Here is a 20654-nt window from a genome sequence, read left to right as displayed (position 1 = left end):
AGTCGACAGATGTGCGCCCGCCTCGCGCGGCTCAGTCGCGCAGCGCCTCGATCACGCTGGTGAGGTGGGCGCGGACGGCTTTCTCGGCCGCCTGCGGGTCCCTGGACCTGATCGTCTCGATCATCGCCAGATGCTCGTTCAGGGAGTGCTGCGGGCGCCCCGGCCTCAGCGCCAACTGGAAGCGGTGCCGCACCAGTTGGGCGTTCAGCCGCTCCAGCAGATCGACCGCGGTCTGCTGACCGGACAGCTCCCGCACCCTGGCGTGCAGGGCCTGGTTGAGCTCGGAGTAGGTCATCGGCTCACCGTCGGCCACGGCCTTGGTCATCGCCGTGCCCAGCTCGGTCAGCTCGGCGAGCTGCTCGTCACTGGCCAGGGTCGCCGCCTTGGCCGCGCACAGTCCTTCGAGGACCATGCGGCACTCGGTGATGGCGACCGCCTCCTCGACGGTCACCACCCGCACCCGGGAACCCCGGTTGCGGATCCGCTCGACGAGGCCCTGGGCCTCCAGATCGATGAGCGCGGCCCGGATACTGGCCCGTGTCACCCCGAACTGCTCGGCGAGCTCGTTCTCCACCAGCCGCTGTGCCGGTGCCATCTCGCCGTGCAGGATCGCCTGCCTCAGCTGCGCGAACGCATGCTGTTTGGCCTGCTCTCCGGTGCTCGGACGGGCTTCTTTCGGCATCGTTGCCCTCCCTGAGTGAGTGCCTGTCGAACCTAAATCTAGCCAAACAAGATTGTCAACAATTTTGTCTGCCGTATCGCGCACACGGTTGCCGTCGGGCACGTCGATACATACGCGCGAGGCACGGGGTGGCGGTCGTACGTCCCAGGCGTCCCCGTGGCCGGCTCGGTGGCCGAAGCCCCGGCGGGCGTGGATCAGCGCCGGGTCCTCCCGGTCGGCGGCGCCGGTGCTGCGCGAACGGCGCGTGCCGGTTGGTGGACGGGTCGAACCGCTTTGAACCGGCGCTGCTGTGGCTCGGCGAGAGCGGGCACCACTGGGGAGTGGAATTGTCCCGCGGAATTGATCGGAAATGCCTTTGATGCCTTTGCCGGCTTCGACGAGATCACGATCTCAATCGTCCTGGAAGTGGCCGAGCGACGATGTCGTCAATCCTTAGTGTTCGCCGACATCACCGCCACCCCCGAGCCCCCTGGCGTTGCCATTGTCAGCCGGATTGCTCACCGTGCTTCGAAACGGCATCGCTTACGATCTGCCACATTTCGTAGTTCCCACATTCCGCCGTGATCTCGGCCGTCGCCTGAGCCGCGGCGAGGAAGTCATCGACCACCGGCGAGGTCCGCGATGCCGCCACCGCGAGGCACACCTGGTCGGGCGCCAGATCCGGGACGGGCACATACACGACGTCCGGATGTGAGTAGAACACGGTCGCCGAACGGGCCAGGAACGAGACGCCCCGCCCGGCCGCGACATGCTCGAGCGTCTCGTCCACCCCGCGCACCAGGTACCCGGCGTTGGGGTGCGGGCGCTTGGTGGGCTGCGTGTCCGGGTCGGCATGCCAGACCAGCGGTTCGCCGGCCAGGTCGGCCTCGGTGACCTCCTCCTTGCCGGCCAACCGGTGGCCGGCGGGCAGCACAGCCACCCGCGGCTCGGTGTACAGCGGGGTGACACGCAGGCCCGCCTCGTCGATGGGCAGCCGCACATAGCCGATGTCGATGCGGCCGTCGAGCAGCATCGGGGCCTGGTCGTCCGACTCGATGCGCTGCACGTCCACGACGACGTCAGGGTGCCGGTCCTCGAACGCCTGCGCCGCCGGGATGACCGGGATTCCGGCCCGGAAACCGACCACCAGCCGACGGCTGCCGCGGGCGGCCTCGGACACCCGGCGGCGGACCGCGTGCGCGGAGGCGAGCAGCGGACCGGCGTCGGTCAGCAGTTGTCGGCCCGCGTCGGTCAGCGCCACACCGTGGCGATCCCTGGTGAACAGCGAGGCGCCGAGATCCTGTTCGAGCGCGCGGATCTGCCGGCTGAGCACCGGCTGCGCGATGTGCAGCTCTTCGGCGGCGCGGCCGAAGTGCAACTGGTCGGCCAGGGCGACGAAGTACCGCAGTTTGCGCAGGTCCAGATCCATGGCGCCTCCCGGCCCGGTGATGTCTCCAAGGTATCACCACGACTGAAAGAGGTATTGGACACCCACTCGGTCCAATGACAGCCTGAATAAGTACCCGAGGGGCCGAAACGAATTCGCCACAAGAATTCGACTTCGGAACGCGAAAGCAGGGCCCAGCCCCAGGACGAGCACATTCCGAATTGAGCGCTGTCCATCGCGTCATTCGACCGCGTCGACGACACACCCGTCAGCAACGACGGGGTGGGCATTGCGTTTTGTCCCGCTCCAGAAAGCAGGCACACCCATGAGCAGCATCAGCATTATCGGCCCGGGAAACATGGCCGGCGCCCTGGCGGGCCGGGCGCTCGCCGGCGGCAACGCCGTCGAGATCATCGGCCGCGACCCGGCCAGGGCCAAGGAATTGGCCGCCACGCTCGGCGGCGCCACTGTCGGGACGGCCGGCGCCGCCCCCGCCGGGGACATCGTCATCCTCGCCGTGCCGTACGCCGGCGCTGCGGCGGTGGTCAGCGAGTACGGGGACGCACTGCGCGGAAAGATCATCATCGACGTCACCAACCCCGTATCCCCCGACTCCCAGGGCCTTGTCACGCCCGACGGCAGTTCCGGCGCGCAGGAGATCGCCAAGGCCGCCCCCGCCGGCGCGCACATCGTGAAGGCGTTCAACACCGTCTTCGGTCACATGCTGGCGCAGGGCAACCCCTTGGACGTGCTCATCGCCGGCGACGATGCCGAGGCCAAGGCCACTGTGTCGGCATTCGTCACGAGCCTCGGGCTCCGGCCGTTGGACACCGGCCCCCTGGAAATGGCGCGCTGGCTGGAGGGAACGGGCCTGGTGATGATCGGCCTGGGCCGCCATGGCGTGGGGAGCTTCGACTTCACCCTCGCCGTCAACACTTCTGCCTGAGCGCGCCCGCACCACCACTTCTCCCGCCACATCAAACACAAGGACCAGCAGCATGCGCGTTTTCGTCACTGGCGGGACCGGCCATTCCGGTTCGTACATCGTCCCCGAGCTCATCGCCGCCGGGCACGAGGTCACCGGCCTTGCCCGGTCGGACACGGCCGCGGCGGCACTGTCCGCGCTCGGCGCGAAGGTGCGCCGCGGCGCCCTCGATGATCTCGACGGGCTCAAGGAGGCGGCCGCGGAATCCGACGGCGTCGTCCACGTCGCGCACCGGCAGGACCTGCTTCCCTCCGGCGGGATCGACGCCGTGGCCGCCGCGGAGCTCCCGATCATGCTCGCGTACGGCGAGGCACTGGCGGGAACCGGAAAGCCGCTGGTCGCAGCGGGGAGCATCGGCTCGCCCGGGCAGCACCTGGGCCGGCCGGTCACCGAGGAGGACCCGGCGCTTCCCGGCGGCGACGAGTACCGGGGCACCCTGCGGGTTCGCAACGTCGTGGAAACCGCCGTGGTCGGCCTCGCCGAGCAGGGAGTGCGGTCTTCGGTCGTGCGGATCGCCAACATCGCGCACAGCACCACCGACCGCACCGGCTTCCTCCCCACGCTGATCGCGCTCGCGAAGGAGAAGGGCGTCGTCGGCTACCCCGGAGACGGTGCGAACCTGTGGAACGCCGTGCACACCCGCGATGTCGCCTCCTTGTTCCGCCTGGCGCTGGAGAAGGGGCCGGCCGGCAGCTATTGGCACGCGGTCGGGGACGGGGCCATCCCGTTCCGCGAGATCGCCGAGGCCATCGGCAGCCGTCTGGCTCTGCCCGTCGTGAGCATTCCCGCGGACGTACTGATGGTGCCGGGATACTTCGGGTTCCTCGCGAACATAGTCACGCAGAGCTACCCGGCGTCCCACCTCATCACCCGCCGGACCCTCGGCTGGGAACCCGCTCACCCCGGCCTGCTCGCCGACTTGGACAACGGTCACTACTTCTCCGCCAGTTGACGGCAGGAATCCGAATCGCCAAGAGCCCTCCTGTGCGCCGGTGGCGTTCGCGTCCGGGGCTCGACCACTTCACGTGGGGCTCGCGGCGGGCGCCCGGGCGGGGAGGTCGAGCGGGGTCTCGGTGTGGGCGAGGAAGTCGTGGACCAGCCGGCGGAAGAGCACCGCGAGATGCTCCAGTTCCTCGGGCGTCCACTCCGCCAGGGCCAGTTCCACGCCCCGGCGGCTCGCCTCCCGGATGCGCTCCACCGCCGCGAGGCCCGCGTCCGTGAGCTGCACGCGCTGGGCCCTGCGGTCGTCCGGGTCCGCGATCCGCACGACGTACCCGCTCCGCTCCAGCTGCCGCAGTTGGCGGGTGACGTGGGAGGCCTCTGCTGCTGGCCCCGCAGGGCCTGGTCATGATGGCCATGTCCGCCGTCTCCGCGGGCGTCACCAAGGCCAAGGGCCCCAAGGTCACCCTGATGATCGGCGCCCTGATCGTCGCCGCCGGCTACGGCCTGAACATCGTCCTGATGTCCGAGGTCTGGCACCTCGTCCTGGTCTCCTGCATCATCGGCGCCGGAGTCGGCTTCACCTACGGCGCGCTGCCCGCGCTGATCATGGGTGCCCTGGACCCCACCCAGACAGGTGCCGCCAACAGCCTCAACACCCTGATGCGGTCCCTGGGCACCTCCTTCGCCAGTGCTCTCGCCGGCGTGATCCTGGCCCAGATGACCACCGACTTCGGCGGGGTCGCACTGCCCTCGGAGAACGGCTTCAAGGTCGTCATGGCCATCGGCGCCGGGGCCGCGCTGCTCGCCTTCCTCGCCGCGACCCTCATTCCCCGTCAGCGGCGGGGGGCGCAGGGCGCTCCGGCCGACGGTCCGGCGGCGCCCGCGGAGGTCACCGCCAAGGCGTAGGCCCGGGCCGGACGGCGGCTCCGTCCGCCTACTTGATCAGGGTGTTCGCCACCACGACCACCACTCCCAGCATCGCGTCCACCACCCCGATGGCCACCGCGACGGCCCACGGACGGTGCGACCAGCGGGCCGTGACCAGGCCGAGGGTGAACAGGAGGGTGATGTTGAGGACGAAGGCCGCGTACTCGACGCCGTTCGCCGGCCACCAGCCCCAGCCGGCACCGGCCAGCAGGAGGACCGTCGGCAGGACCGCGGCGACCAGGGGCCACTCGTCGGCGAGGGTGCGCAGGGCGTCCCAGCGGCGGTGCGGGGCGCGGTCGGCGATGTAGTGGGCGTAGCCGTGCGCGAGGGCGGAGGCGAGGGCGGTCACCAGCAGCCAGAGGGCGTCGTAGCGGCGGCTGCCGCGGGAGGTGTGCCCGTACTGGGTGAGGGCCGCGACCATGGAGCAGGCGAGGACCGAGCCGTAGACGCCGCCGAAGAGGACGGCCTCACGGGTGTCGTGCTGGTGCGGCCGGGCCGCGGCAAGCTCGGTGTCCGCCATGCCCTCCACGATCACCCGGGCCGAGGCACGCCGCCAGTCCGCGACGAAGTGTCCTCCCACCTGCGCCGACACTCCGCACACTGTCGACGGACGGGTCGGGAACGGCCCCGCTAGGGTCGCCCCCATGGACCACAGCTTCGTACTCCACATCCCCGACGCCGAGCTCGAGTCGGAGCCCCTCGCCCGGGAGCAGATCGTCTCCGGGACGCCCGAGGTGACCGGGAAGGTGGTCTGGGAGTCGCAGGACGGACGTCAGATCCGCGGCATCTGGCAGATCACGCCCGGGGTCGTCACCGACACTGAGGCGGACGAGCTGTTCGTCGTCGTCAGCGGCTCGGCGACCATCGAGGTCGACGGCGGCCCGACGCTTCGGGTGGGGCCCGGCGACATGGCCGTGCTGCGGGAGGGCGACCGTACGACGTGGACGGTGCACGAGACACTGCGGAAGGCGTACGCGATCAATCTGTGAGCGGGCTCGCCGTCGTCCCCCGGATCTCCAGCGCCGGGGCGGCGAGATCCGTACGGCCCGCTCCCCCGCGCCCCTCGAACCGGTCCAGGAGACAGCGTGCCGCGCCGCGGCCGACCTCGTGGCTGGCGTTGTCCACGGTGGTGAGCCAGACGTGGCGCAGCCGGGCGATGCTCGTGTTGTCGTAGCCGACGAGGGACAGGTCGCGCGGGACGCCCAGGCCCAGTTCCTCGGCGGCCGACAGCGCACCGATGGCGGCGATGTCGTTGAAGGCGAACACGGCCGTCGGCCGGCCGGGGCGGCTCAGCAGCCGGACCGTGGTGCGGTAGCCGCCCTCCTCGGTCATGTCGCTCGGCTCGACGAGCGCCTCCCCCGCGAGGCCGTGCGCCGCCATGGTCGCCTCGAAGCTGCGCCGGCGCAGCTCGCCGACCGCGCCGTATCCCGCGATGTGCGCGATGCGCCGGTGGCCGAGGCCGATCAGGTGCTCGGTGACCAGGCGGGCGCCGCGCTCGTCGTCGTTGGCGACGACGTCCACGCCCGGCAGCCTCGGTTCGCGCGCACCCGCCACCACCACCGGGAGGCGCTCGGCCACCGCCCCGAGCGCGGCGGGGTCGGGCAGGGTGCCGACCACGACCAGGCCGTCCACCCCGAGGTCGAGGAAGGGACCGGCCGGGTCCTGCCCGGTACGGCGGTTGAGGCGGGCGTCGGCCAGGAGCATGCGCAGGCCGTTGTCGTGGAGCAGGGAGTTCAGACCGTCGAGCAGGTCGACGAACCAGGGGTTGCGCAGATCGTTCAGGAGGACGCCCACCGTGCGGGTGCGCTGCTCGCTGAGGCTGCGGGCGGCGGCGTTCGGGCGGTAGCCGAGCTCGCGCACGGCCCGCAGGACGGCGTCCCGCTTCTCCGGGCGCACCTGGTCGGAGCCCCTCAGGACGAGGGAGACCAGTGACTTCGAGACACCGGCCCGGTCGGCCACATCGCGGATCGTCGGCGGTCTCATGAGCATGGACCGTTCCATGGCCCGGTGCGGCTTGTCAAAGGGTTGACAGCTTGCGGAGACGGCACCCAAGGTGACCTGGACAGAATATGGACCGGTCCAAAGAGGGGCTGTCAGTCATGGTGGACACGCTGGGCATCGCCGTCGTCGGATTCGGCTGGATGGGACGGGTGCACACCCAGGCCTACGCCCGTGTCCCGCACCACTACCCCGGGCTCGCCCTGCGTCCGCTGCTCGTGACCGTCGCCGAGGACGTCCCGGGACGGGCCGAGGAGGCCGCCGACCGGTTCGGGTTCGCCTCGACGAGCCGCGACTGGCGCGAGATCGTCAGCGACCCGCGCGTGCAGGCCGTCAGCATCACCGCCCCGAACTTCCTGCACCGCGAGATCGGTGTCGCGATGGCCGAGGCCGGCAAGCACATCTGGATCGAGAAGCCGGTGGGCCTGACGGCCGCGGACGCCCGTGCGGTCGCCGACGCGGTGGCCTCGACGGGGGTGCGCAGCGCGGTCGGCTTCAACTACCGCAACGCGCCCGCCGTGGAGGCCGCCCGCGAGCTGATCGCCGCCGGTGAGATCGGCACGGTCACCCATGTCCGCGTCCGGCTGTTCAGCGACTACGCGGCCCACCCGCAGGGCGCCCTGACCTGGCGCTACGAGCGTGAGCGCGGCGGCAGCGGAGTGCTCGGCGACCTCGCCTCGCACGGCGCGGACCTGGCCCGTTTCCTGCTCGGTGACATCGTCTCGCTGACCGCCGACACCGCGATCTTCCTGCCGGAGCGCGCCCGCCCCACCGGCGCCACCGCAGGGCACACCCTCGCGACCGGAGAGCTCGGACCGGTCGAGAACGAGGACTACGTCAACTGTCTGCTGCGCTTCGCCTCCGGCGCCCGTGGCGTCCTGGAGGCCTGCCGGGTCTCGGTCGGCGAGCAGAACAACTACGGCTTCGAGGTGCACGGCACGAAGGGCGCGGTGTTCTGGGACTTCCGCCGTATGGGCGAGCTGGGTGTCAGCCGCGGCACGACCTACCAGGACCAGCCGGTCAGCACCACGTATGTCGGCCCGGGCGACGGGGAGTTCGGCGCCTTCCAACCGGGCGCGGCCAACGCCATGGGCTACGACGACCTGAAGGTCGTGGAGGCGTACCGCTTCCTGCGGTCGATCGCCGAGGACACGTCGTACGGGGCCACGTTGCAGGACGCCGTGCACAGCGCCGCCGTACTGGACGCCATGTCCCGGTCCGCGGAGAGCCGTTCGTGGGTGGAGGTGTCGGCATGAGGTCCGGGCGGGGATGACGGGTGCCTGCTGTGTGCGGTCGCCGCATGGGCCGGTGTCGTCGGCCGAGGCCGGGGCGGTGACGGCAATTTCGGCGGGGCACGAGCGGGGACCGTCACGAACGCCACCGGCGCTCCGGAAGCGACCACCGGTGCCCGGGCGGACGCCGTCGCCTCGCACCACTGCACCGCTGGTAGGGGAGACGGACGAAGCCGTCGCTCCCCGTATCTAGTACGGCATGTTGTACGGCGTCACGACCTGTATCGCCGAAGGTGCCGTCACCCCCGCCGGCGGCAGCGCGCCGTGGGCCCGCATCACGATCTGGCACGCCTCCCGCATGTCCTGCCGCAGGTCGTGGTGGAGCACGGCGGACAGCCGGTGTTCCCGCAGCAGACGGTCGTTGTCGTGGTCCAGGTCGTGGGCCACGAACACCGCGCACTCCCGGCCCAGGTCCTCGAAGGCCCGCAGTGTGGCGATGTTGCCGCCGCCGATCGAGTACACCGCGCGGATCTCCGGATCCCGCTCCAGCGCGGCCCTCACGAGGTCGTACTGCGTGGCGTCCAGGCCCTGTCCCTCGGCGATCTCGACGACGCTGCGATCCGGGTGCCGGGTCCGCATGGCGCTGCGGAACCCCATCTCGCGCTCTTCCTCGTTGCGGAAGAAGCCGCTGCTCAGGCTGGTGAGGACGTTGCCGGGGCGGTCGCCGAGCCACTGGCCCGTCAGGTACGCCGCCGTCGCTCCGGCGGCCCGGTTGTCGATGCCGACGTAGGCGAGGCGGGCGGTGGAGGGCAGGTCGGTGACCAGGGTGACCACGGGGATGCCCGCCTCCGCGAGCCGGCCGACGGCCGCCGTGACCTCGGGGACGTCCGGGGCCTTGAGGATCACGCCCTGGGAACCGCGCCGCGCTATCCGGTCGAGGGTCTTCGTCAGTTCGGCGCCCGGGCCCGTCTCGCGGAAGTGGAAGCGGGAGCGCACGACGGCCGGGTGCAGGGCGGGCAGCTCGGCCTCCAGAGCGGCGCGTACCGCCGTGGAGAAGCGCTCCGGTGTCTGCATCACGATGTCGATCATGAAGGTGCGGCCGACCAGCCGGACCTGGGTGCGCTGCCGGTCCAGGTCGGTGATCGCCTGCTGGACCTCGCGGGCCGTGCTGACCCGCACGCCGCCCCTGTCGTTCAGGACCCGGTCGACGGTGGCCTCGCTCAGCCCCGCCTGACGTGCGATTTCCCGAATGGGGAACGGGTGTCCCACGTGTCTGCTCCTTGAGGGGTTTTTGATGGCCGCCTGCTGGTTGTTCGACGCGTTTGTCATGACAAGAATGACAGCGCTGAGTCGCCCCTGTCACCGAGAGGACGCCGATGTCCTTCACCGCCGTACACCATCGCGCCTGGCTGACCGAGCAGGACTGCGACCTCGACTCGTTCCGGGCGCTCGTCGAGCGCACGGCCGAACCCGCCGACTATCCGTACGCCGCCGGTGTGGAGCAGAACATCCTGCTGTACGACGCCGAGCGCGTCCTCGGCGCCAAGGACCGCCGGGACGTGCAGGCGGAGCTGGTGCGGGCCCTGACCGACGGCCCCGGGGTCGTGGTATTCCAGGGGGCGTACGCCGATCCCGCGGTGGTCGACCGGTTCACCGACGTCTTCGACTCACTGATCCGCGAGCAGTACGCGGCGGGCGCGCCCGCGGGTGATCACTTCGCGAAGCCCGGCGCCAACGAGCGGGTGTGGAACGCGCTGGAGAAGGCTGCCCTCTACGACCCCTCGGCGTTCGCCGACTACTACGCCAACCCTGTCGTCGCCCTGGCCTGCGAGGCCTGGCTCGGCCCCGGTTACCAGGTCACCTCGCAGGTCAACGTGGTCAACCCGGGCGGCCTCGCCCAGACCGTGCACCGCGACTACCACCTCGGTTTCCTCTCCGACGAGGTCGCCGCGGCCTATCCGGCGCATGTGCACCGCCTCTCCCCCGTGCTGACGCTCCAGGGCGCCGTCGCGCACTGCGACATGCCGGTCGAGTCGGGACCCACGCTGTACCTGCCGTTCTCGCAGCAGTTCGAGCCCGGTTATCTGGCGTGGCGGCGGCCGGAGTTCCAGGCGTACTTCAAGGAGCGCCACGTTCAGCTGCCGCTCGCGAAGGGCGACGCCGTGTTCTTCAACCCGGCGCTGTTCCACGCGGCCGGGACCAACCGCACCACGGACGTACGGCGCACGGTCAACCTGCTCCAGGTGTCCTCGGCGTTCGGGCGGGCCATGGAGACCGTGGACCGGGAGGCGGTGTCGAACGCCGTCTACCCCGTGCTGCTGCGGCGCAAGGCGGAGGGCGCCGACGTGCAGTGGCTGGACAACGTGATCGCCGCGAGCGCCGAGGGCTACCCCTTCCCCACCAACCTCGACAGCGACCCACCGGTCGACGGTCTGGCCTCGCCCTCGCAGGCGGACCTCGTACGGCGCGCGCTCGCCGAGGGCTGGATCGCGCGAGTGCTGCGGGACGCGCTGCGGGCCGGCGCCGACCGGCGCACGAGCTGACTCGTCACGACCGGCGAGCCGTACGAGATCTGAAAGGGACTGGCACATTCATGGGACTTCTCGACGACAAGGTCGTCCTCGTCAACGGCGGCAGCCAGGGCGTCGGTGCCGCGATCGCGCGGGCCGCCGTCCGTGAGGAGGCGGTCGTGGCCGTCACCGGGCGCCGGCCCGAGCCCGGTGAGGCTCTGGTGGCGGAGCTGGCGGCGGCCGGCGGCAAGGCGATGTTCGTCCGCGCCGACCTCGCCGACGCCGAGCAGGCCAAGGCGTCCGTCACGCGGGTCATCGAGGCGTACGGCCGGGTCGACTGCCTGGTGAACTCCGCCGGGCTCACCTCCCGGGGCACGCTTCTCGACACCACGCCCGAGCTGTTCGACCAGCACATCGCGATCAACCTGAAGGCCCCGTTCTTCGCCATGCAGGCGGCCGTCGCGGACATGGTCGGCCGGGGTGCGCCCGGCACGATCGTCAACATCATCACGTCCTCGGCGCACGGCGGGCAGTCGTTCCTGGCGCCCTACGTCGCCGCGAAGGCCGGACTGATCGGCCTCACCCGCAACGCCGCGCACGCGCACCGCTGGGACCGGGTCCGGATCAACGGTCTCAACATCGGCTGGACGGCGACCGAGGGTGAGGACGCCACCCAGAAGGCCTTCCACGGTGCCGCCGACGACTGGCTCGTGGAGGCCGCCGCCCGGCTCCCGATGGGCAAGCTCGGCCAGCCGGACGAGATCGCCGACTTCGTGGTCCTCCTGCTGTCCGACCGGTCGGGCGTGGTGACCGGATCGGTGATCGACTGGGACCAGAACGTCCTCGGCGGCCTCGACTGACCTCTCCCCACTCCCCGAAAAAACCGCTCACTCGTACCGCTTTCTAGGAGCTGCACCCCCATGCGCATCGGAATCCTCGGCCTCGGCCGCATCGGCGCCTTCCACGCCGAGACCCTCTCCGGACTCGACGCAGTCGAGTCGCTCGTCCTCACCGACCCCTTCGCGGAGGCCGCGAAGTCCGCCGCCGAGCGGTTCGGCGGCGAAGTCGTGGACTCGCCCGAGGCCCTGCTGGCCGCCGGCGTGGACGGCATCGTGGTCGCGGCGGCCACCGACGCCCACCCCAAGCTGATCCTGGCCGGGGTCGAGGCCGGCATCCCGGTGTTCTGCGAGAAGCCCGTCGCCAAGCACATGCGTGAGGGCGTCGAGGTCCTCCGGGCCGTCGAGGGCAGCGACGTGCCGATCCAGATCGGCTACAACCGGCGCTTCGACACCGGCTTCGTCAACGCCCGGGCCGCCGTGCAGAGCGGCGAACTCGGCAAGCTGCACACCGTGCGCTCGACGACGCTGGACCCGGCCCCGCCGCCGGCCGCGTACGTCGCCGCCTCCGGGGGCATCTTCCGGGACTGCTCGGTGCACGACTTCGACATCATCCGCTGGGTGACCGGCCGCGAGGTCGTCGAGGTGTACGCCGTCGGCGGCAACCGGGGCGCCGACTACATCAAGGAGGCGGGCGACGCCGACACCACCGGCGCGATCCTCACCCTCGACGACGGCACGATCGCGGTGATCTCCAACTCCCGCCACAACGCCCGGGGTTACGACGTCCGCATGGAGATCCACGGCTTCACGGACTCCATCGCGGTCGGACTTGAGGACAAGCTGCCGCTGCGCTCGGTCGAGCCCGGCGTGACCTTCCCCGCGGGCGTCCCGCACGACTTCTTCATGGACCGCTTCACGGCCGCCTACCGCGCCGAACTCACCGCGTTCACCGAGGTCGTGGCCGGCACCCGGCCCTCGCCGTGCACGATCTCGGACGCCCTGGAGGCGGGCTGGATCGCCGAGGCGTGCACGCTGTCGCTGCACGAGCACCGTCCGGTGACGATCGCCGAGGTCCGCTCCGCCTGAGCCCCCTCCTGTGTCCCGGGTGCCCGACGCCCCGGGACACAGCTGTGTGAACGCTCCGCCCCCGACGCCCGTTTACGGTCACGTGATCTCTCAAGGACGGTGCCCTGGACCGGCTGGACGCGCTGCAGGGCCGGCACCACACCTGTCACGTCGGCTCGCTGCCCGCGTTCGAGCTCGTCGAGTGCGCCGTCGCCCACGCCCAGGACCTCGCGCGCCGCCGCTTCGCGCCCGTGCGGGGCACACTGACCCGGCAGGGCCACCGTCCTGCCACCAACGAGGAGGAACCCCGGACATGAGCGAACCGCTGCGCATCGGAGTGCTGGGAGCCGCGCGGATCAGCGAGAGCTCGCTGATCGGACCGGCCCGGACGTCGGGCCACCGGGTCGTCGCGGTGGCCGCGCGCGACCGGTCCCGCGCCGAGGCCTACGCGGCCGAACACGGTGTGGAGCGGGTGGCGGGGTCGTACGCCGAGCTGATCGCCGACCCCGAGGTCGAGGTCGTTTACAACCCGCTCGCCAACGGACTGCACGGGCCGTGGAACCTCGCGGCGCTGGCCGCCGGCAAGCACGTCCTGTCGGAGAAGCCGTCGGCGAGCAACGCCGAGGAGGCCGCGGAGGTGCGGGAGGCGGCGGCGAAGGCCGGGACGGTCTTCATGGAGGCCTTCCACTACCTGTTCCACCCGCTCACCCGGCGACTGCACGAGATCCTCGGGAGCGGTGAGATCGGCGAACTGCGGCACGCGGAGGCCCTGGTGGCGATCCCCGCGCCGCCTGACACGGACCCGCGCTGGTCGTTGCCGCTGGCCGGCGGCGCGGTGATGGACCTCGGCTGCTACAGCCTGCACGCGCTGCGCATGCTGGCGCCGTGGGCGGGCGGCGCGCCGCAGCTGGTGGCCGCACGCGGTGGCGAGCGAAGCGAGATGGGGGTCCCCCCGGACGGAGTCTGGGGGAGCGCGGCGGCGCCGGGGGTCGACGAGTGGCTGGACGCCGACCTGGCCTTCCCCGGCGGTGCGACCGGCTCCGCGCGCTGCCACATGGCGTACGACCGGCTGGAGATGAGCTGCCGGATCGTCGGCTCCCGGGGCGAGGTGCTCGCGCCGAACTTCGTGCTGCCGCAGCGCGACGACCGGGTCGTGGTGCGCACGGCGGACGGCGAGCGCACCGAGCGGCTCGGCACCCGGTCGTCGTACACCTACCAGCTGGAGGCGTTCGCGGACCGGGTACGCGCGGGTACGCCGCTGCCGCTGGACGCGGACGACGCGCTGACGACGATGACGCTGATCGACGCCGCCTACCGGGCGGCCGGGTTCGAGCCGCGCCCACGGTCGGAGCCGGTGATGTAGGACCTCCCGCGGCCCGCTTCGGCCGGGGCGGGCCGGCGCCGGGCCTGCTCTACGGGCGGACGACGCTACTTCCGGAACGCGCCCGGGGCGTCGCGCAGTTGCGCCAGCTCGCGCCGGGTGCTCAACTCCTTCTCGGTCTGCCCGAGTTCACCGAGGACGTCGGCGAGGCAGTCCAGCGCCGACGGCAACACAGCCGTGCCGTGCGGCTTTCGGGCCTCGGCCACCGCCTCACCGGCGCGGGCACGGGCCTCGGCCGGGTCGCCGGTGGCGCTGTGACAGCGGGCGAGATCGATCAGGAGCCGTACCCGCAGCGGCAGCACGATCGCGGGCACGGTCCAGGCGACGGCGCCCCGCGCGGCCTCCCTGGCCTCGGGGCCCACGCCCAGCGCGTCCTCGTAGCGCTCCAACCTCGTGAGTCCGCCGACCAGTTCGGCCAGGACCCGGGGCCGCACCAGCGCGACGCGCGCCGACTCCCGGAGCGACATGCCGGCGAGAAGCGCGGCGCACTCCTCGTACACGGCCACGGACTCCTCCGTGCGGCCGGCCGCGGCGAGCACCAGCCCGTACGTCCGCAGAGCGCCGGGGAGCGTGCCGAAGGACCGCTCCCGTCGCCCGGGGGCGGGGTGGGCGCGGTACAGCTCCACGGCCTCCCGGGCCGCCGCCACGGCCTCCTCGATCCGCCCCGCGTCCGTGAGCGCCTGCGCCCGCAGATGTACGGCGAACGCGGTCAGCGCCGGTGAAAGAGGCGCGTCCGGCGCGGACAGGGCGGCGTCGGCCGCCGCGCAGGCCTCGTCCTGACGGTCGTTGAGCAGCAGCGCGTAGGCGCGCAGGGTCCGGGCGCGGCCGAGCCCGTCGGCTCCGTCGGCCAGCGAGCCGTACACCGCGACCGCTTCCTCGGCCCAGTCCAGTCTCCGGGTGGGCGACGGCAGCCACAACGCCACCCAGCCGGGCATCACACTGTGCAGCAGGCCGGCGCCGAGCAGCCCTCCGGCCTTCTCCGGTGCCAGCCTGGCCGCCGCGCGCGGCAACGGCAGCAGTATCCGTACGAGCCCCATCACGCACCCCCTCGCCGCCCCGCCGAGGACAGCCGCGCCATGGTCGCACAGCGGGTCACGCCGAGGCCCCGATTCACGAGGTACGTAGCGAGCACGGGGGAACTTCGCCGAACTCCCCCCGCACGCCACCAGGTCAGCCGTACAGCGCGGGCCGCTCCACCAGCTCCACCGGCACCCGGCCGCCCTCGGTCAGCGAGCGCACGCCCGCCTCGCACACGGCGGCGGCCGCGTAGCCGTCCCACACGCTCGGGCCGGTGACCTCGCCCCGCCGGGTCGCGTCGACCCAGGTCTGGATCTCACGGTCGTAGGCGTCGGCGAAGCGTTCGACGAAGTCCTGTGCGATGGTGCCGCCCCAGCGTCCGGCCGTGTCGGTGACCATGGCGTGGCCGTCGCCGATGCGGGCGGTGCCGCGTTCGCAGACTGCTTCGGCCCGGACCTGGTAGCCGAAGCCGCAGTTGACGAAGATCTCCACGTCGGAGAGGGCGCCGCCGTCGGTCTCGAAGACGACGAACTGCGGGTCCTGGAGGCCGTCGGGGGCGTTCGCCGACGGTGTCGGGCGCAGTACCGTGACCGCCGTGATCTCGTGTCCGAGCAGCCAGCGGGTCACGTCGGCCTCATGGGCCACGGAGTCGCTGATCAGCATGGAACTGGTGAAGAAGGGCGGGCTCGCGGCGTTGCGGTGCCGGTTGTGCAGCATGAGCGGCCGCCCCAGCCGCCCGGTGCTCAGCAGGGCTTCGAGCTTCATGTACTCGGCGTCGTAGCGCCTCATGAAGCCGACCTGGACGCGCCGCCGGCCCAGTCTCCGCTCCGCCTCCACGACCCGCAGGGCGGAGGCCGCGTCGGGGGTGAGCGGTTTCTCGCACAGCACCGGCAGGTCGTGCTCCAGGGCCTGGAGCAGCGCCGCCTCGTGGGCGGGGCCGGGGGAGGCGATCAGGACGGCGTCGACGTCGGCCGCCGCCATCGCGGAGGCCGGGTCGGTGTGGGCGGTGCAGCCGTCGATGCGGGCCGCGATCGTCTTGGCGCGTTCCGCGTCGATATCCACGACGGCGCTCACCCGGGCGCCGCTGACGACCTCGTGGATACGGCGGACGTGGTCCGTGCCCATCTTGCCGGTGCCGATGACGGCGACGCCCAGGGTGCCTCGCTCGGTCATGGTCGTCCCTTCAGGCGCCGCAGGACCTCAGGAATTTTCGGGTGCGCTCCGCGATGGGCAGCGGTCTGTCCGGCTCGCACGGGTACATGTCCTGCTCGACGATGGCGAACAGCTCCACGCCGAGCTGCTGCGCGGCGACCAGGACCGGCTCCAACTCGGGTACGCCGGAGGGGGGTTCGCACATCACCCCGCGCTGTACGGCCGGGCCGAACGGGACGCCGTTCCTGACGACGTCGGCGAGGATCTCCGGGTCGACCTGCTTGAGGTGCAGATAGCCGATGCGCTCGCCGTAGGTCTCGATGAGCTTGACGCTGTCGCCGCCGCAGTAGGCGTAATGACCCGTGTCCAGGCAGAGGTTGACGAGGTCGGAGTCCGTCGAGTCCAGGAAGTGCTCGACGTGGTCCTCGGTGTCGAGGTGGGTGTCCGCGTGCGGGTGGACGACGATGTCCAGGCCGTACGCCTCCTTCACCTCGTGGCCGAGCCGCTCCATGCCCTTGGTCAGGTGGGCCCACTGTTCGTGGGTCAGCTCCGGCGGCTCCAGGATCTCGGCGGTCTTGTCGTCGCGCCAGAAGGACGGGATGACGACGAGATGCTCCGCACCCATGGCCCGGGTGAGCGCGGCGACCTGGCTGACGTGCTCCCAGGTGGACTCCCAGACCGAGGGGCCGCGGTGCAGGCCGGTGAAGACGGTGCCCGCCGAGACCTTGAGGTCACGCCTCGCGATCTCGTCGGTGAGCCGGGCCGGGTCGGTCGGCAGATAGCCGTACGGACCCAGCTCGATCCAGGAGTAGCCCGCCTCGGCGACCTCGTCCAGGAAGCGTTCCCAGGGCACCTGTCGCGGGTCGTCCGGGAACCAGACGCCCCACGAGTCGGGGGCCGAACCGACGCGGATGCGGTCGAGGGAGGCCGTCATGTCAGGACTTCCCCTCGCCGCCGGCCACGGGGGCGGTGAGATCGCCCTCCTCCGGAAGGGCGTCGGTGTCGACGCCGCGGACCTGGGACAACTCGTGCTTGAGGGCGGCGAGTTCGGCGCCGCCCGCCATGTGGTTGGTGAGTTCTTCCAGGGTGATCTGCTCGCGGGAGGCGGACAGTTCCATGGTGCCCAGGCGCAGCACGCTGAAGTGGTCGCCGACCATGTAGGCGTGGTGCGGGTTGTGGGTGATGAAGATGACGCCGAGGCCGCGGTCGCGGGCGGCGGCCACGTACTTGAGGACGACGCCGGACTGCTTGACGCCGAGGGCCGCGGTGGGCTCGTCGAGGATGAGGACGCGGGCGCCGAAGTAGACGGCGCGGGCGATGGCCACGCACTGGCGCTGGCCGCCGGAGAGGGTGCCGATGGGCTGGTCCAGGTCGTCCAGGACGATGCCCATCTCACGCAGTTCGTGGTCGGCGGTCTTCTTCATCGTCTCGATGTCGAGACGGCGGACGGGCCAGGGGCCCTTGGTCATCTCGGAGCCGAGGAAGAAGTTGCGCCACACCGGCATCAGCGGGACCACGGCGAGGTCCTGGTAGACGGTGGCGATGCCCTTGTCCAGCGCCTCACGCGGGGTGGAGAAGCGCACCGGGGTGCGGTCCACGAGGAACTCGCCCTCGGTGTGCTGGTGCAGCCCGGAGATGATCTTGATGAGGGTGGACTTGCCGGCGCCGTTGTCACCGAGCACGCAGGTGACCTGGCCGGGGTGCACCTTCAGGCTGACCCCGTGCAGGGCACGGATGTTGCCGTAGGACTTTCCGGCGTTGCGCAGCTCGACGATCACCCCGTCGCCGCTGTCGGTGTCGGGGGTGTCGGCGAGGATGGCGCCGTGGGTGCCGGTTTCTTCAGTGGTCATAGCGGGGTTACCTCCGGGTCGCGGTGCGGCTGACCCACAGATTGATCAGGACGGCGCCCAGCAGCATCACGCCGAGGAATGCCTTGAACCAGTCCGGGTTCCAGTTGGCGAAGACAATGCCCTGCTGGACCATGCCGAACATGAACGCCCCGAACACCGGGCCGATCGCGGAGCCGGCGCCGCCGGTCAGCAGACAGCCGCCGATGACCGCGGCGGAGATGTAGATGAGCTCCTGGCCCACGCCCTCGCCGGACTGCACGGTGTTGAAGGAGAACAGGTTGTGCATGCCGACGAACCAGGCGCCGAAGCCGACCAGCATGAACAGCGAGATCTTCGTGAACGTCACCGGCACACCCACCGCGCGGGCGGAGTCCTTGTTGCCGCCGACCGCGAAGACCCAGTTGCCGTAGCGGGTGCGCAGCAGCACCCAGGTGGCGATGGCGGCGAACACCAGCCAGTACACGATGGTGATCTTTATCTGGACGCCGCCCACGTCGAAGGAGGACGCGAAGACCTTCTTGGCCTGGCCGAAGCCGTCCATGTCACTGATGTCGTCGGTGGCGACGTTGTCGGTGACGAGCTTGGTGACGGCGAGGTTGGCGCCCTGCAGGATCAGGAAGCTGCCGAGGGTCACCAGGAAGCTGGGCAGGCCGGTCTTGACGACCATCCAGCCGTTGAACAGGCCCACCGCCAGCGACACGACCAGGGCGGCGATGACGCCCACCCATACGTTCATGGACAGCTGGAAGGCGGTCATGCTGGCCGTCAGGGCCGAGGTGATGACCGCGACGCCGGACGACAGGTCGAACTCGCCACCGATCATCAGCAGCGCGACCGGCAACGCCATGATCCCGATCGTCGACGACTGATACAGGATCGTCGCCATCGAGTGGCCCTCACGCACCGGCGGCGCGGCGATCAGGAAGAACACCCACACCGCCATGGCGCCCAGGAAGACACCCACATCGGGGCGGGCCAACAGGCGCAGTGCCAGGGGCCGTTCGGCTGTCCGTCCGTCCTTCACCCTGCCCGGGCCGGGAGCCGGCGGTGAGCTCACCGCCGGCTCGGCGTGCTGGGTCATACCCATCACCTGGTGCCCTTCGCGGCGTACTTGGCCACCGCGTCGACGTTGGACTTGTCGACGAAGGCGGGGCCGGTCAGCACCGGCTGCTCGCCACCGCCCATGTAGTTGCCGTTGCTCTTGTAGAGCCACAGCGAGTCGATGGCCAGGTAGCCCTGGAGGTAGGGCTGCTGGTCGACGGCGAACGCGATGGTGCCCTTGCTGATGGCGCCCGTCAGGTCCTTGTTGAGGTCGAAGGTGGCGATCTTCGCCTTGCTGCTCGCGTCGGACGTGGCCTGCGCCGCGGTCAGCGCGATGGGCGCACCGAGGGCGACGACGTAGTCGATCGACTTGTCCTGCGTGAGCTTGGCAGTGATCGTCGACTTCACCGACGGCATGTCGGCGCCGTTGACGTTCAGCGTCTGGAACTTGCCGCTGAAGGTCTTCTTCACCCCGTCGCAGCGCTGGGTGAGGCCGATGTTGCCCTGCTCCTGGATGACACAGACGGCGCTCTTGGCGCCCTCTTCGTTCAGCCGCTTGCCGAGCGCCTCACCGGCCACGGTCTCGTCCTGGCCGAAGAACTCCATCAGGCCGAGCTTCTGCCAGTCGCTGACACCGGAGTTGAGGCCGACGACGGGTATGTTCGCCGCCTTCGCCTTGGCCACCACGTCCTTGAGGGCGTCCGGCTTGGCGAGGGTGATCGCGATGCCGTCGACCTTCTGGTCGATGGCGTTCTGCACGAGGTTGGCCTGGCCGCCCGCGCTCGGGTCGGCCGAGTAGACGAGCTTGACGTTGTCCTTGGCGGCGGCCGCCTCGGCGCCCTTGCGGACGATGTCCCAGAAGGTGTCGCCGGGTGACTGGTGGGTCACGAGCGCGATCGTCATCCGGGGCGTGGTTGCCTTGCCCGCGGAAGCGCCGTCCGAGCTCTCCTCGGACTTCTTGCCGCCGGAGCTGCTGGAGCAACCTGCGAGCGCGAGTGCCGCGGCCGCGGCCAGGGCTACGGCGGGAGCGAATCTCCGCGAGCGGGAGAGAGAAGAGCGGTCCATCTTTCCTTGCACCTCACTGTGCGACGGGGGAACGTCGGGAAAGGGAGTGGGATCCAGGGCCCGGGACCGGGAGTTCCGGGTCGGGGGCCGCGACATCACGCGGTTGCGTTGGGACGGAATCCAATCCCCGAGCGCGTCCGCTGTCAATACTTTGTTAAGACATCATTTCACGAGCAGGTCCGAATGTAAGAACAAACTATTGACAGGGTTGCCCTCCGAGTCCTACACCTGGGGATGCAGCAGGCCCTTCGGGCCCCCACGTCCCAGGCCGGATCGAGGAGCGTCGCGCATGGCCGAGCCGGTTCAGCAGTTCGACGTGATCAGTATGGGCCGAATCGGAGTTGATCTCTACCCGCGCCGGTCTCAGGTCCCGGAGGCACAGGTCCAGCCCTTGGGAGAGCTCCCCGGAGGTCCGGCCACCGATGCCGCGGTCATCGCCCGTGCCGGAGCCGGCCCTCTCGGTACACATCTCCACCAGACCCTCACGGACCTCGGCGTCGACAGCGGCCGGGCGGCCCCGGAGCGGGCCTCGTCGACCCCGGTCGCCCTGTGTGACACCTGCCGCCGGACGTCGTCCCGTCGTACGCCTACGGCCGCGCCGA

General features: G+C 70.9%; 19 protein-coding genes and 2 pseudogenes. 9 read left to right on the top strand and 12 right to left on the bottom strand.

Annotation, left to right across the window (positions count from 1 at the left end):
- Window positions 1-31: 31 nt before the first annotated feature.
- Both OHT57_RS41635 and OHT57_RS41630 read right to left on the bottom strand, forming a co-directional pair.
- The gene (locus OHT57_RS41635) at window positions 32-682 is read right to left on the bottom strand and encodes a GntR family transcriptional regulator (RefSeq protein ID WP_328752134.1); all 651 of its coding nucleotides are present in this window, start codon (window positions 680-682) and stop codon (window positions 32-34) included.
- Between the two features lie 484 nt (window positions 683-1166).
- Window positions 1167-2090, bottom strand: coding sequence for a LysR family transcriptional regulator (locus OHT57_RS41630; protein ID WP_328752133.1), 924 nt, complete (start codon window positions 2088-2090; stop codon window positions 1167-1169).
- A gap of 283 nt (window positions 2091-2373) precedes the next feature.
- Here OHT57_RS41630 and OHT57_RS41625 point away from each other — a divergent pair, with 283 nt between their 5' ends.
- Both OHT57_RS41625 and OHT57_RS41620 read left to right on the top strand, forming a co-directional pair.
- Window positions 2374-2994, top strand: coding sequence for an NADPH-dependent F420 reductase (locus OHT57_RS41625; protein ID WP_328752132.1), 621 nt, complete (start codon window positions 2374-2376; stop codon window positions 2992-2994).
- Window positions 2995-3046: 52 nt separating this feature from the next.
- Window positions 3047-3985, top strand: coding sequence for an SDR family oxidoreductase (locus OHT57_RS41620; protein ID WP_328752131.1), 939 nt, complete (start codon window positions 3047-3049; stop codon window positions 3983-3985).
- Window positions 3986-4054: 69 nt separating this feature from the next.
- On the opposite strand, the pseudogene OHT57_RS41615 reads toward OHT57_RS41620, so the two are convergent.
- A pseudogene (locus tag OHT57_RS41615) lies at window positions 4055-4339 on the bottom strand (MarR family winged helix-turn-helix transcriptional regulator); the annotation flags it as partial.
- A 14-nt stretch (window positions 4340-4353) separates the two neighbouring features.
- On the opposite strand from OHT57_RS41615, the pseudogene OHT57_RS41610 reads away from it, so the two are divergent.
- Window positions 4354-4881, top strand: a pseudogene (locus tag OHT57_RS41610) (MFS transporter); the annotation flags it as partial.
- 28 nt (window positions 4882-4909) lie between these two features.
- Here OHT57_RS41610 and OHT57_RS41605 read toward each other — a convergent pair.
- Window positions 4910-5422, bottom strand: a complete 513-nt coding sequence (locus OHT57_RS41605; RefSeq protein WP_328753479.1) for a hypothetical protein — start codon at window positions 5420-5422, stop codon at window positions 4910-4912.
- Window positions 5423-5546: 124 nt separating this feature from the next.
- Between OHT57_RS41605 and OHT57_RS41600 the strand changes: the two genes are divergently transcribed.
- Window positions 5547-5891, top strand: a complete 345-nt coding sequence (locus OHT57_RS41600) for a cupin domain-containing protein (protein ID WP_328752130.1) — start codon at window positions 5547-5549, stop codon at window positions 5889-5891.
- Here OHT57_RS41600 and OHT57_RS41595 read toward each other — a convergent pair.
- Window positions 5881-6885: a LacI family DNA-binding transcriptional regulator gene (locus OHT57_RS41595; protein WP_328753478.1), complete on the bottom strand. Its 1005-nt coding sequence runs from the start codon at window positions 6883-6885 to the stop codon at window positions 5881-5883. The two genes, OHT57_RS41600 and OHT57_RS41595, sit on opposite strands and share 11 nt — an antisense overlap.
- 116 nt (window positions 6886-7001) lie before the next feature.
- Between OHT57_RS41595 and OHT57_RS41590 the strand changes: the two genes are divergently transcribed.
- A complete protein-coding gene (locus OHT57_RS41590) occupies window positions 7002-8156 on the top strand; it encodes a Gfo/Idh/MocA family protein (RefSeq protein WP_328752129.1) in 1155 nt (384 codons plus the stop codon).
- Between the two features lie 225 nt (window positions 8157-8381).
- Here the strand turns inward: OHT57_RS41590 and OHT57_RS41585 are convergent, their stop codons facing one another.
- Window positions 8382-9401, bottom strand: coding sequence for a LacI family DNA-binding transcriptional regulator (locus OHT57_RS41585; RefSeq protein WP_328752128.1), 1020 nt, complete (start codon window positions 9399-9401; stop codon window positions 8382-8384).
- A 107-nt stretch (window positions 9402-9508) separates the two neighbouring features.
- On the opposite strand from OHT57_RS41585, the gene OHT57_RS41580 reads away from it, so the two are divergent.
- The 4 genes from OHT57_RS41580 (at window position 9509) to OHT57_RS41565 (ending at window position 13909) form a co-directional block, all read left to right on the top strand.
- Window positions 9509-10675 carry a phytanoyl-CoA dioxygenase family protein gene (locus OHT57_RS41580; protein WP_328752127.1) on the top strand — a complete coding sequence of 389 codons (1167 nt, stop codon included), beginning with the start codon at window positions 9509-9511 and terminating at the stop codon, window positions 10673-10675.
- A 50-nt stretch (window positions 10676-10725) separates the two neighbouring features.
- A complete protein-coding gene (locus OHT57_RS41575; protein ID WP_328752126.1) occupies window positions 10726-11502 on the top strand; it encodes an SDR family oxidoreductase in 777 nt (258 codons plus the stop codon).
- 60 nt (window positions 11503-11562) lie between these two features.
- Window positions 11563-12567 (top strand): Gfo/Idh/MocA family protein, encoded by a 1005-nt coding sequence (locus tag OHT57_RS41570; protein WP_328752125.1) that lies wholly within the window; start codon window positions 11563-11565, stop codon window positions 12565-12567.
- A gap of 292 nt (window positions 12568-12859) precedes the next feature.
- Window positions 12860-13909: a Gfo/Idh/MocA family protein gene (locus OHT57_RS41565; RefSeq protein WP_328752124.1), complete on the top strand. Its 1050-nt coding sequence runs from the start codon at window positions 12860-12862 to the stop codon at window positions 13907-13909.
- Between the two features lie 65 nt (window positions 13910-13974).
- Here OHT57_RS41565 and OHT57_RS41560 read toward each other — a convergent pair whose 3' ends face one another.
- The 6 genes from OHT57_RS41560 to OHT57_RS41535 all read right to left on the bottom strand — a co-directional run bounded on the left by OHT57_RS41560 (window position 13975) and on the right by OHT57_RS41535 (window position 20052).
- Entirely contained in the window at window positions 13975-14964 is a 990-nt protein-coding gene (locus tag OHT57_RS41560) for a hypothetical protein (protein ID WP_328752122.1), read from the bottom strand.
- Window positions 14965-15097: 133 nt separating this feature from the next.
- Complete coding sequence (locus OHT57_RS41555; RefSeq protein ID WP_328752121.1) at window positions 15098-16117, bottom strand: Gfo/Idh/MocA family protein; 1020 nt, start codon at window positions 16115-16117, stop codon at window positions 15098-15100.
- A 10-nt stretch (window positions 16118-16127) separates the two neighbouring features.
- A complete protein-coding gene (locus OHT57_RS41550) occupies window positions 16128-17030 on the bottom strand; it encodes a sugar phosphate isomerase/epimerase family protein (RefSeq protein ID WP_328752120.1) in 903 nt (300 codons plus the stop codon).
- A 1-nt stretch (window position 17031) separates the two neighbouring features.
- Window positions 17032-17946 carry an ATP-binding cassette domain-containing protein gene (locus tag OHT57_RS41545; RefSeq protein ID WP_328752119.1) on the bottom strand — a complete coding sequence of 305 codons (915 nt, stop codon included), beginning with the start codon at window positions 17944-17946 and terminating at the stop codon, window positions 17032-17034.
- A gap of 7 nt (window positions 17947-17953) precedes the next feature.
- Window positions 17954-19033, bottom strand: a complete 1080-nt coding sequence (locus tag OHT57_RS41540; RefSeq protein ID WP_328752118.1) for an ABC transporter permease — start codon at window positions 19031-19033, stop codon at window positions 17954-17956.
- A complete protein-coding gene (locus OHT57_RS41535) occupies window positions 19033-20052 on the bottom strand; it encodes a sugar ABC transporter substrate-binding protein (protein WP_328752116.1) in 1020 nt (339 codons plus the stop codon). The genes OHT57_RS41540 and OHT57_RS41535 overlap by 1 nt, the downstream gene beginning before the upstream one ends.
- Between the last annotated feature and the right edge of the window lie 602 nt (window positions 20053-20654).

The sequence above is a fragment of the Streptomyces sp. NBC_00285 genome, from assembly GCF_036174265.1.
In the GTDB taxonomy this organism is placed as follows: domain Bacteria; phylum Actinomycetota; class Actinomycetes; order Streptomycetales; family Streptomycetaceae; genus Streptomyces.
The sequence above is the reverse complement of the archived record's forward strand: the minus strand, read 5'-3'. Positions and strand labels throughout refer to the sequence as shown.

What these genes read in the sequence shown, in the direction of transcription:
- OHT57_RS41635 (WP_328752134.1), bottom strand. Translation starts at nt 682, where the DNA reads ATGCCGAAAGAAGCCCGTCCGAGCACCGGAGAGCAGGCCAAACAGCAT.
- OHT57_RS41630 (WP_328752133.1), bottom strand. Translation starts at nt 2,090, where the DNA reads ATGGATCTGGACCTGCGCAAACTGCGGTACTTCGTCGCCCTGGCCGAC.
- OHT57_RS41625 (WP_328752132.1), top strand. Translation starts at nt 2,374, where the DNA reads ATGAGCAGCATCAGCATTATCGGCCCGGGAAACATGGCCGGCGCCCTG.
- OHT57_RS41620 (WP_328752131.1), top strand. Translation starts at nt 3,047, where the DNA reads ATGCGCGTTTTCGTCACTGGCGGGACCGGCCATTCCGGTTCGTACATC.
- OHT57_RS41605 (WP_328753479.1), bottom strand. Translation starts at nt 5,422, where the DNA reads ATGGCGGACACCGAGCTTGCCGCGGCCCGGCCGCACCAGCACGACACC.
- OHT57_RS41600 (WP_328752130.1), top strand. Translation starts at nt 5,547, where the DNA reads ATGGACCACAGCTTCGTACTCCACATCCCCGACGCCGAGCTCGAGTCG.
- OHT57_RS41595 (WP_328753478.1), bottom strand. Translation starts at nt 6,885, where the DNA reads ATGAGACCGCCGACGATCCGCGATGTGGCCGACCGGGCCGGTGTCTCG.
- OHT57_RS41590 (WP_328752129.1), top strand. Translation starts at nt 7,002, where the DNA reads ATGGTGGACACGCTGGGCATCGCCGTCGTCGGATTCGGCTGGATGGGA.
- OHT57_RS41580 (WP_328752127.1), top strand. Translation starts at nt 9,509, where the DNA reads ATGTCCTTCACCGCCGTACACCATCGCGCCTGGCTGACCGAGCAGGAC.
- OHT57_RS41575 (WP_328752126.1), top strand. Translation starts at nt 10,726, where the DNA reads ATGGGACTTCTCGACGACAAGGTCGTCCTCGTCAACGGCGGCAGCCAG.
- OHT57_RS41570 (WP_328752125.1), top strand. Translation starts at nt 11,563, where the DNA reads ATGCGCATCGGAATCCTCGGCCTCGGCCGCATCGGCGCCTTCCACGCC.
- OHT57_RS41565 (WP_328752124.1), top strand. Translation starts at nt 12,860, where the DNA reads ATGAGCGAACCGCTGCGCATCGGAGTGCTGGGAGCCGCGCGGATCAGC.
- OHT57_RS41560 (WP_328752122.1), bottom strand. Translation starts at nt 14,964, where the DNA reads ATGGGGCTCGTACGGATACTGCTGCCGTTGCCGCGCGCGGCGGCCAGG.
- OHT57_RS41555 (WP_328752121.1), bottom strand. Translation starts at nt 16,117, where the DNA reads ATGACCGAGCGAGGCACCCTGGGCGTCGCCGTCATCGGCACCGGCAAG.
- OHT57_RS41550 (WP_328752120.1), bottom strand. Translation starts at nt 17,030, where the DNA reads ATGACGGCCTCCCTCGACCGCATCCGCGTCGGTTCGGCCCCCGACTCG.
- OHT57_RS41545 (WP_328752119.1), bottom strand. Translation starts at nt 17,946, where the DNA reads ATGACCACTGAAGAAACCGGCACCCACGGCGCCATCCTCGCCGACACC.
- OHT57_RS41540 (WP_328752118.1), bottom strand. Translation starts at nt 19,033, where the DNA reads ATGGGTATGACCCAGCACGCCGAGCCGGCGGTGAGCTCACCGCCGGCT.
- OHT57_RS41535 (WP_328752116.1), bottom strand. Translation starts at nt 20,052, where the DNA reads ATGGACCGCTCTTCTCTCTCCCGCTCGCGGAGATTCGCTCCCGCCGTA.